The sequence below is a fragment of the Collimonas sp. genome (assembly GCF_044339385.1).
Taxonomy (GTDB): Bacteria; Pseudomonadota; Gammaproteobacteria; order Burkholderiales; family Burkholderiaceae_D; genus Collimonas.
The window spans coordinates 1-8870 of sequence record NZ_JBIIVN010000111.1 but is presented as its reverse complement, the minus strand read 5'-3'; the positions used below and the strand labels follow the sequence as shown (position 1 = coordinate 8870).

Sequence of the window (8870 nt, the reverse complement as noted above, 5' to 3'; positions counted from 1 at the left end):
CAGACACCTCGACAATATTTGCAAGAAATTGAATAGAAATATTCCATGTTCTTGCAAATTCCGCAACCGCTTTTGAGGCATCGGGCCCCGCCAACATTGGGGGGATGGGGTTGTTCAGGGGCGACTAAGTAGTGTCTGTGGAGATACCTTCTGCGAAGGCGAGTTCAGTAACTTGCAGGCGCTGCGTTATCGCTGCTCGGTACGGCAGTCTGACAGCATGATGGGGCAGTGCGTCTGGATATTCGCGGCAGGCAATGCGGAAGTCAATGAGGAAAAAGGTGAAGTCGTGGTTGATGCGCGCACTTGGGCGTGCCGTACTCCGCTGGCGCCAAATACCCCGCTGGCATCCTTCTATAGCGCACTGTCGGGCAATAATCCGATTGATGCCCGATTACCAGGCACGTCTAAAACCATATATGAAGGTTTGACGGATTGTCTGAACTGAGGTGCGCTGGGTGTGTGGCGTGAGTTGCGTGAGTTGCGTGAGTTGCGTGAGTTGCGTGAGTTGCGTGTGACTGTCTCGAATCCGGTATCGATGGCGTTGTCGGAAGTCGATGCGTTTTTGTATTGCCGGGCCATGAAAAATTTGCCCTTTGTGCTGATTGGGCAGTCTGCCCGGAGCGCTTTCAATCAGTATGGAAGAAGTCCTGGCGGCATTCGTTGGCAGATTTCTGTCGGCAGCGTAGGCTTGACAAGCACTGCCGACAGATTTAATCCTGCTTGATACGCCGGACGTTTAACGACCTCGTCCGCCGGAGCGCCGCGGTGCCGCAGGGCGTGCCTGCGTGCCATTACCGCCGCCCTGGCCACGTGATGGACCCTGGTTCGGCCTGGCGCCGCCTGGTGCTGATGCCCCGCCACCTTGCGGACGGCCGCGTCCACCGCCGCCACCGCGATTGCCACCGCCACCGCCTCCGCCTCCGCCGCTCCGCAACTGGATCGGTTGGGCGCGAGCGTTAGGGTCGGGTTCAAAGCCGGCGATGACTTCCTTCGGCAATTCACGTTTGATCAGCTTCTCGATATCTTTCAGCATTTGATGTTCATCCACGCAAACCAAAGAAACCGCTTCGCCGGTTGCGCCGGCGCGACCAGTGCGGCCAATGCGGTGAACGTAGTCTTCCGGCACGTTCGGCAGATCGTAGTTGACTACATGGGGTAACTGGTCGATATCAATACCGCGTGCCGCGATATCGGTCGCTACCAATACTTGCAGGCTGTCGTCCTTGAACTCGGATAGTGCGCGAGTACGTGCCGACTGGCTCTTGTTGCCATGGATTGCCATGCCGCTGATGCCGTCTTTTTCTAGCTGTTCGACTAATTTGTTGGCGCCATGCTTGGTGCGCGTGAATACCAGCACTTGCGACCATTGATGGGTCTTGATCAAATGCGCCAGCAGGGGGTGCTTGCGGTCGCGATCGACCGGATGGATCTTTTGCTGGATCACTTCGACAGTCGAGTTACGGCGCGCAACTTCGATCATGGCCGGAGAGTTCAGCAGATTGTCGGCGAGCAGCTTGATCTCATCCGAAAAGGTTGCCGAGAACAGCAGGTTCTGGCGTTTTTTGGGTAGTACCGCAAGGATTTTCTTGATGTCGCGGATGAAGCCCATGTCGAGCATGCGATCAGCCTCGTCCAGGATCAGGATCTCAACGTGGTTCAGGTTAACTGTGCCTTGCTGCATGTGATCCAGCAGTCGGCCCGGTGTGCAAACCAGAATATCGACGCCATGCTTCAGTAACTTGATTTGCGGATTGATACCTACGCCGCCGAAAATCACCGCCGAGGTCAGTTTCAGGTATTTGCCGTATAGGCGAACGCTTTCTTCCACTTGGGCCGCTAATTCACGGGTTGGCGTCAATACCAGTGCGCGGATCGGGCGCTGACTGCCGACCGGATTGGTGGCCGAAGTCGACAGGCGATGCAATACCGGTAAGGTAAAGCCGGCAGTTTTGCCGGTGCCGGTTTGAGCGCCAGCAAGCAGGTCGCCGCCTGCGAGCACGGCTGGAATCGCCTGCGTCTGGATTGGAGTAGGGGTGGTGTAGCCGTGTTCGGTTACGGCACGAACGATGGCTTCGGACAAGTCGAGTTCAGAAAAAGACATGACAACTCAATAGAATAATATCGGCCTGTCGCCTTTGATAAGGCGCCAGTCGCAGGCAAACGGATTAGAGGGGATGGAGCTTTTGAGCTCCGAGGAGACTGTTTGGGCTTTATACCTCAAGCCTGGCAACTTCCTTGACAGCAGTATTTGACTGGAGAATGTGCTGTGTCGCCGCAGAGTATAACAACGACGCTCTGCAGGCAAGTAATTCCGATGTCTTGATAGGAAACGCTATGATCGATCGGCGTTCCGGCGTATGCAAGCCCGGCCGCCTTGCCAATTTTTACAAATAAATGCCATTCGGTGGTAGCTGAACGGCATTGCGTGACGGGGAGGCGGTTTTGCCCCCCCGTTATCTTGGCGATGTGAGTATTTTATTTCTTGGCGAATGGCGACAGTAAGCCAACCATTTGTGCGAATACCTTCGGGCTGCCGGCCAGGACGTCGCCCTTGTAGAGGTAATCCGAATCACCGGAGAAGTCGCCGATGATTCCGCCGGATTCGGCAATTAGCAGTGAGCCAGCGGCGATATCCCAAGGCTTCAGGCCTTTTTCAAAGAAGCCGTCCAGACGTCCTGCCGCCACATAAGCCAGGTCAAGCGCCGCAGCGCCTGGGCGGCGCAGACCGGCGCAGCTTTGCGTCATGATACGGAACATCTTCATGTACTCATCCATCGCCGGACCTTCAGTTTCGCGGAAAGGGAAGCCGGTACCGATCAATGCATCTGCGATTTTGTCGCGTTTGCCGACGCGAATCCGTTTTTCGTTGAGGTGGGCGCCGGAACCCTTGGTAGCGGTGAATAGATCATTGCGGGTAGGGTCGTAGATCACGGCTTGGGTGATCTGGCCGCGATGTTGCAGAGCGATAGACACGCAATATTGCGGGAAGCCATGGATGAAATTGGTGGCGCCGTCGAGCGGATCGATGATCCAGACGTTTTCATTGTCATCATGCAGATTGGCCGAAGCGCCCGATTCTTCAGCCAGAATGGCATGATCTGGATAAGCATTCTTCAATACGTCGATGATCGCCGCTTCGGCAGCCTGATCGACTTCAGTGACAAAGTCGTTATGCTGTTTTTTTGTCACCTTCAGCAAATCGAGATCGAAAGAGGCGCGCGAAATAACTGCGGCACCGCGACGGGCGGCCTTGATGGCCGTATTGAGCATAGGATGCATAATCTGGATAGGGTTCCGTTAAAATGGCGGCACTGTAGCCTACCGGGAACAGGACCACCTATATGATAAATAATAATGAACGATGCGGATGTCCACGAAGGACATGTTAGTAACCAAGTGGCCGAATAGGCAGCTTTTAGTAACTCAAATCCGCGTAATAGGGCTATTTTAAATGAACCTGGCAAAAACCAATACGTCTCTTTTCAAACGACTGCGCTTCGTGCTGGTCGAAACCAGCAGTCCCGGCAATGTGGGTGCTGCTGCGCGTGCTATCAAAACCATGGGGTTTTCTGAGTTGATTCTGGTAAATCCGCGTTTCCCCGATGTCTTGCAACGGGAGGAGGCAATTGCTTTTGCCAGTGGCGCGCAGGACATTCTGGCCTCGGCGAGGATTGTCGAGAGTGTCGAGCAGGCGTTGGATGGTTGCAATTTTGCCGCTGCGCTTAGTGCCCGTCTGCGCGAATTCTCGCCGCCTTTGGCTGCACCCCGTCCTTTGGCCGAACAGTTGGCTGGGGATGTCAGCCTCAACGCGGCTGTGCTGTTTGGTAGCGAGCGCTACGGCCTGCCAAATGAGGTCGTCGAAAAATGCAGTGTGCTACTGAATATTCCGGCAAACCCCGAGTACTCGTCATTGAATCTGGCGCAGGCAGTGCAAGTGCTGGCTTATGAGTGCCGGGTTGCTGCCATCGCAGACATGCCGTTGCCGGCGCCTAGCGAGATTGGGTTTCATGGTAATGCTGCTAGCTTATCCGATATCGATGGCATGTTCTCTCATTTGGAAAAGGCATTGATCGAGATTGAATTTCTCGATCCTGCCAGCCCGAAAAAGCTGATGCCCCGCCTTAAGCGGCTGTTCTCTCGGGCGCAGTTGGAAACGGAAGAGGTAAATATCTTGCGTGGTATTGCCAGTCAGATTTTGACCAAGCGGCGGCGTCTGGACCGGTCCTGAGCAAATTTGCTCGGTGGCCAAGTTCGGATGTTGGGTGGAGTAGGCACGGAGGTGTTCCGCAGATCCGTGCCCCGGGCGTAATGATTTATTGAAATGGATGCATGGTGATGAAGGGGCGAACTGCGTAGTTTGATCTGCTCAGTTCCAACTGCGCAATAAGCCTACTGCAAGGCCTTCCAATGCAAAATCTTCCTGTTTTGATGTAACAATGATTGGTTCAAAGTCAGGATTCTCTGGCAACAGTTGAATGATTGAACCGTTCTTCTGGTAGCGTTTGACGGTGACGTCGTCGCCGAGGCGGGCAACCACTATCTGGCCGTTGCGGGCGTTGTCGGTTTTTTTGACTGCAAGCAGATCGCCGTCCAGGATGCCGGCATCGCGCATCGACATGCCGCGCACTTTCAGAAGATAGTCGGGTTTGGCGCTAAACAGGGCCGGATCAACGTTATAGCTGGCCTGGATATGCTCCTGCGCGAGTATCGGCGAGCCTGCGGCGACTCGGCCTACCAGCGGCAGGCTCAGCTGCATCAGGGCCGGATGTGGTAACGCCAGTTGCGCGCCTTGGTTGCGGTTGCCGGGCTGATGCGTTTCTGTCAGGCGGATCCCGCGCGAGGTGCCGGGCGATATTTCGATTGCGCCTTTGCGCGCCAGCGCTTGCAGATGTTCTTCTGCCGCATTGGCGGAACGAAAGCCGAGTTCGCTGGCGATTTCGGCGCGTGTCGGCGGGAAGCCGGTGTTTTCGATGGCGCTCTTGATCAGATCAAGAATTTGTTGCTGGCGTGCGGTTAATTTGATCATATATTTTTGGGGTGCGGAAGGTAGTGGCGGCATCGGTGCTCAGCGCATCGTGGCGAGTTGCGGTGCATATTTTTTGCCTGATTTTGTACGTCAATTTTTACCTGAGCAGATCAAAAAATGCGCAAAGCCCGGCTAGTTCAGTGCTGCGCATAATAACAGCCTGTATTTTTGTACAGTATTTGTGTGAATGCAAGACAATTTGATGCTGATAAGCCATAAATAAGTCATAGCCCAGGTCGGGGATTTGGCGTGGCGGCTTGAAAGCCTTGAGTTTTGTTGCGGATGCTGGTACTATTGCCGGTTTTCCTCTTCCCACACTCGTCTTGACGCCGAGGTGGGCGATTTTTCAATCCGTCCAAAAGGAGCTTACATGCGTCATTATGAAATCGTATTTATCGTCCATCCAGATCAAAGCGAGCAAGTGCCTGCAATGATCGAGCGCTACAAAGGTATCGTCACAACCCGTGGCGGCACTGTGCATCGCGTGGAAGACTGGGGTCGCCGCCAACTGGCATACCTGATCCAGAAACTGGCAAAAGCACATTACGTCTGCCTGAACATCGAGTGCGACAGCGAAACTCTGGCTGAAATCGAAACCGGCTTCAAGTTCAATGATGCAGTGTTGCGTCATCTGACCGTTAAATTGAAGAAGGCTGAAACCGGTCCTTCGCCAATGATGAAGGCCGTGCAGAAGGAAGATGCAGTCAAGAGGCATCGTACTGAAGCGCCAGCAGCCTAATATCTGGTGTCTACCGGTATTCATTGCATATTCATAGAGTTCAGCAGGAGTGAGTCAGCCCAACAACGTGTTTCAACTGGTCGCCGTAATAGCCGAGCGTGAAGTCATACGCTATACGCCGGCAGGTATTCCGATCGTGTCTGCGATTTTGCAGCACCGTTCAGAGCCGATTGAAGCAGGCATCAAGCGGTTGATCGAATTTGAACTTGCCGCGCTAGCCGTCGGCGAGATTTCAGGACGGTTTAGCGCAGCGGCCTTGGGAGCTGCCTTCTGGTTCACTGGATTCATGGCACGCAAGAATCGCAATGGTAGAGGCCTGGTATTTCACATCACTGATTTCGCTGCTGTCGAAGCGGATGTTTCCTCAGGAAGCGCTGCTGGAATTGCAGATTAATTATTTAGATACAGGAGCCAAAAATGGCATTCGGTAAAAAGTTCGATAAAAGCAAACTGAAAAACAAGCGTCAACAACAAAACCCGCTGTTCAAGCGCAAGAAATTCTGCCGTTTCACCGCTGCGCATGTTGCCAGCGTTGATTACAAAGATGTCGACACGCTCAAGGATTTTGTTCAGGAAAACGGCAAGATCATGCCAGCACGTCTGACCGGCACCAAGGCAATTTATCAGCGTCAAGTGGATACCGCGATCAAGCGCGCGCGTTTCCTGGCGTTGTTGCCATACACCGATCTGCACAACGCTTAATTGACGACTTGAAATAGGAGAAAAACATGCAAGTCATTCTGTTGGAAAAAGTCGTTAATCTCGGCAATCTGGGTGAAGTTGTTCGCGTCAAGGACGGTTATGCACGTAACTTCCTGATTCCACAACGTATGGCACGTCGTGCTACAACTAGTGCTATCGCTGAGTTCGAAGCGAAGCGCGCCGATCTGGAAAAAGCTGCTACTGAAAAATTGGCCGCTGCTCAGGCTCAAGGCGAAAAGCTGAACGGTTTGACCGTGCAGATTTCGCAAAAGTCGGGTGTGGATGGCCGTTTGTTCGGTTCCGTCACCAACTTCGATATCGCTGAAGCGTTGACCAAGCAAGGTTTTGCTGTTGAAAAAGCCCAAGTTCGCCTGCCGAACGGCCCACTGAAAACTACTGGCGAACACGCGGTTGCAGTTGCATTGCACACCGATGTTGTTGTGGACATCACTCTGGCAGTGATCGGCGAACACGTTTAATACGTTGTTGGTAAATAGTTATTGCAGTAAAAAAGCCGGGTTTTCCCGGCTTTTTTACGTCCATTATTTTGAGTGGAGTGGGTGAAGCAGGTATAATTCGCGCCATGAAAGCACCTTCTAAAGCACCTTCAGATCCCCAGCTTGACTCCCTCCGCGTACCACCCCATTCAATCGAAGCCGAGCAGTCCGTTTTAGGCGGATTGTTACTCGATAACGCGGCCTGGGACAAAATCGCCGACTTTGTAAATGCCGACGATTTCTATCGTTATGACCATCGGATTATCTTTCAGCACATGGTCAAGCTGATCAACAGCTCCAAGCCGGCCGACGTTATCACCGTCTTTGAGTCGCTCAGCGTCACTGGCAAGGCTGAAGAGGTAGGCGGGCTGACTTACCTCAACGCACTCGCACAAAATACGCCTTCCGCTGCTAACATCCGTCGTTACGCCGAAATCGTGCGCGACCGTGGTGTGTTGCGCAAGCTGATCACTGTGGCCGATGAAATATCCGGCCAGGCGTTCAGCCCGCAGGGCAAGGAAGTTAAGCAGATGCTCGACGAGGCGGAATCCAAGATTTTTGCGATTGCCGAAGAAGGCGCGCGTGGGGCCCGGGGTTTCCAGGAGATTCAACCGCTGCTGACACAGGTGGTGGAGCGTATCGACGAACTCTATAATCGCGATACCCAGAGCGACATTACCGGCGTGTCGACCGGTTTTATCGATCTCGACAAGATGACCTCTGGCCTGCAAAAGGGCGATCTGGTGATCGTGGCGGGGCGGCCATCCATGGGTAAGACCGCGTTCTCTGTGAATATCGGCGAGAACGTCGCACTCGACAGCGGCTTGCCGGTGGCAATTTTTTCTATGGAAATGGGCGGGGCCCAGCTTGCCATGCGTATGCTGGGATCGGTCGGCAAACTTGATCAGCATCGCTTGCGTACCGGTCGTCTGAATGACGAAGACTGGCCACGCTTGACGCATGCGATCCAGAAGATGAACGATGCGCAGTTGTTTATTGATGAAACGCCGGCGCTGAGTTCGATCGAATTGCGCGCACGCGCACGTCGGCTGTCGCGCCAATGCGGCACACTGGGCCTGATCATCATCGATTACTTGCAACTGATGTCGGCGAACAGTGCCGGTGAGAACCGTGCTACCGAAATTTCGGAAATCTCGCGAAATCTGAAGGGCCTGGCGAAAGAATTGCAATGCCCGGTGATTGCATTATCTCAGCTCAATCGCTCACTCGAACAGCGCCCCAACAAACGTCCGGTCATGTCCGACTTGCGCGAATCCGGCGCTATTGAGCAGGATGCCGACGTTATCCTCTTCATCTACCGCGACGAGGTGTACAACCCCGATTCGCAGGAAAAGGGCACTGCCGAAATCATTATCGGTAAGCAGCGTAACGGCCCGATCGGCAGTGTCCGATTGAGTTTCCTCGGCCAATACACAAAATTCGACAATTACGTTGGTAATTTGGATGCGCCATACGGCGGAGATTGATTTTCGTTGTTTTTAGTCCATGCCGGCAACGTAGAGATTCACAAATCTTGTTTAGCGATAAAGGAGTGACCTCGATATCTTTCAGTGTCGCGAAATTTGTTCGCTTTAAGTTAAGATGTTTGTTGAAAAATTAAGCTTAACCCCAGAAGAAAGAATAAACATGTTTGGACGATTGATGCCTACCGAGGGCAAATTCTTTGAGCTCTTTAATCAGCATGCGGAGTTATGCGTCAAAGGTGCCAAAGAAATGGTGGCGTTAATGACCAATTTTGACGATCTGGAAATCCGTGTGCATTGAGGGTGTAATTAGTTTTGTGTAAACGGTCATTTGGCAGCACACTGCCACCATAGAGGAAAAAATGACCTACGTAAAACGCACCAAACGGGCCAAGCCCGATCCTGAGTTGGTCAAGCTGGCG

The 8870-nt window shown here is 53.2% G+C and carries 12 protein-coding genes and 1 pseudogene; 9 read left to right on the top strand and 4 right to left on the bottom strand.

All coding sequences use genetic code 11. The features are described from left to right. Nucleotides 1-217: 217 nt before the first annotated feature. Together ACIQ0R_RS08960 and ACIQ0R_RS08955 are read left to right on the top strand one after the other, a co-directional pair. Complete coding sequence (locus ACIQ0R_RS08960; protein WP_395826334.1) at nucleotides 218-445, top strand: hypothetical protein; 228 nt, start codon at nucleotides 218-220, stop codon at nucleotides 443-445. A gap of 12 nt (nucleotides 446-457) precedes the next feature. Continuing rightward, nucleotides 458-724, top strand: coding sequence for a hypothetical protein (locus ACIQ0R_RS08955; protein ID WP_395826332.1), 267 nt, complete (start codon nucleotides 458-460; stop codon nucleotides 722-724). A gap of 12 nt (nucleotides 725-736) precedes the next feature. On the opposite strand, the gene ACIQ0R_RS08950 is transcribed toward ACIQ0R_RS08955, so the two are convergent. Beyond that, nucleotides 737-2101, bottom strand: a complete 1365-nt coding sequence (locus tag ACIQ0R_RS08950) for a DEAD/DEAH box helicase (RefSeq protein WP_395826330.1) — start codon at nucleotides 2099-2101, stop codon at nucleotides 737-739. A gap of 374 nt (nucleotides 2102-2475) precedes the next feature. Beyond that, complete coding sequence (locus ACIQ0R_RS08945) at nucleotides 2476-3270, bottom strand: inositol monophosphatase family protein (RefSeq protein ID WP_395826328.1); 795 nt, start codon at nucleotides 3268-3270, stop codon at nucleotides 2476-2478. Nucleotides 3271-3451: 181 nt separating this feature from the next. Between ACIQ0R_RS08945 and ACIQ0R_RS08940 the strand changes: the two genes are divergently transcribed. Beyond that, nucleotides 3452-4228, top strand: a complete 777-nt coding sequence (locus tag ACIQ0R_RS08940; RefSeq protein ID WP_395826326.1) for an RNA methyltransferase — start codon at nucleotides 3452-3454, stop codon at nucleotides 4226-4228. A gap of 138 nt (nucleotides 4229-4366) precedes the next feature. On the opposite strand, the gene lexA is transcribed toward ACIQ0R_RS08940, so the two are convergent. Continuing rightward, nucleotides 4367-5026 carry a transcriptional repressor LexA gene (gene lexA, locus ACIQ0R_RS08935; protein WP_395826324.1) on the bottom strand — a complete coding sequence of 220 codons (660 nt, stop codon included), beginning with the start codon at nucleotides 5024-5026 and terminating at the stop codon, nucleotides 4367-4369. 370 nt (nucleotides 5027-5396) lie between these two features. Between lexA and rpsF the strand changes: the two genes are divergently transcribed. The 6 genes and pseudogenes from rpsF to ACIQ0R_RS08905 form a co-directional block, all read left to right on the top strand. Continuing rightward, nucleotides 5397-5765 (top strand): 30S ribosomal protein S6, encoded by a 369-nt coding sequence (gene rpsF / locus ACIQ0R_RS08930; RefSeq protein WP_395826322.1) that lies wholly within the window; start codon nucleotides 5397-5399, stop codon nucleotides 5763-5765. A gap of 67 nt (nucleotides 5766-5832) precedes the next feature. After that, nucleotides 5833-6159, top strand: a complete 327-nt coding sequence (gene priB / locus ACIQ0R_RS08925; protein ID WP_395826320.1) for a primosomal replication protein N — start codon at nucleotides 5833-5835, stop codon at nucleotides 6157-6159. A 23-nt stretch (nucleotides 6160-6182) separates the two neighbouring features. After that, nucleotides 6183-6467, top strand: a complete 285-nt coding sequence (gene rpsR / locus ACIQ0R_RS08920) for a 30S ribosomal protein S18 (protein WP_038488337.1) — start codon at nucleotides 6183-6185, stop codon at nucleotides 6465-6467. A 26-nt stretch (nucleotides 6468-6493) separates the two neighbouring features. Continuing rightward, on the top strand, nucleotides 6494-6946 hold the full coding sequence (gene rplI / locus ACIQ0R_RS08915) for a 50S ribosomal protein L9 (protein ID WP_395826317.1): 453 nt from the start codon (nucleotides 6494-6496) through the stop codon (nucleotides 6944-6946). A 104-nt stretch (nucleotides 6947-7050) separates the two neighbouring features. After that, nucleotides 7051-8451, top strand: coding sequence for a replicative DNA helicase (locus tag ACIQ0R_RS08910; protein WP_395826315.1), 1401 nt, complete (start codon nucleotides 7051-7053; stop codon nucleotides 8449-8451). A gap of 160 nt (nucleotides 8452-8611) precedes the next feature. Then, a pseudogene (locus ACIQ0R_RS08905) lies at nucleotides 8612-8746 on the top strand (DUF47 domain-containing protein); the annotation flags it as partial. Here ACIQ0R_RS08905 and ACIQ0R_RS08900 read toward each other — a convergent pair. Beyond that, the coding region (locus tag ACIQ0R_RS08900) for a hypothetical protein (RefSeq protein WP_395826336.1) at nucleotides 8682-8870 on the bottom strand (189 nt) is incomplete at its 5' end. The pseudogene ACIQ0R_RS08905 and the gene ACIQ0R_RS08900 sit on opposite strands and share 65 nt — an antisense overlap.

Excerpts from the sequence above, each read along its gene's own strand:
- ACIQ0R_RS08960 (WP_395826334.1), top strand. The coding sequence starts at position 218 with ATGATGGGGCAGTGCGTCTGGATATTCGCGGCAGGCAATGCGGAAGTC.
- ACIQ0R_RS08950 (WP_395826330.1), bottom strand. The coding sequence starts at position 2,101 with ATGTCTTTTTCTGAACTCGACTTGTCCGAAGCCATCGTTCGTGCCGTA.
- ACIQ0R_RS08945 (WP_395826328.1), bottom strand. The coding sequence starts at position 3,270 with ATGCTCAATACGGCCATCAAGGCCGCCCGTCGCGGTGCCGCAGTTATT.
- ACIQ0R_RS08940 (WP_395826326.1), top strand. The coding sequence starts at position 3,452 with ATGAACCTGGCAAAAACCAATACGTCTCTTTTCAAACGACTGCGCTTC.
- lexA (WP_395826324.1), bottom strand. The coding sequence starts at position 5,026 with ATGATCAAATTAACCGCACGCCAGCAACAAATTCTTGATCTGATCAAG.
- rpsF (WP_395826322.1), top strand. The coding sequence starts at position 5,397 with ATGCGTCATTATGAAATCGTATTTATCGTCCATCCAGATCAAAGCGAG.
- rpsR (WP_038488337.1), top strand. The coding sequence starts at position 6,183 with ATGGCATTCGGTAAAAAGTTCGATAAAAGCAAACTGAAAAACAAGCGT.
- rplI (WP_395826317.1), top strand. The coding sequence starts at position 6,494 with ATGCAAGTCATTCTGTTGGAAAAAGTCGTTAATCTCGGCAATCTGGGT.
- ACIQ0R_RS08910 (WP_395826315.1), top strand. The coding sequence starts at position 7,051 with ATGAAAGCACCTTCTAAAGCACCTTCAGATCCCCAGCTTGACTCCCTC.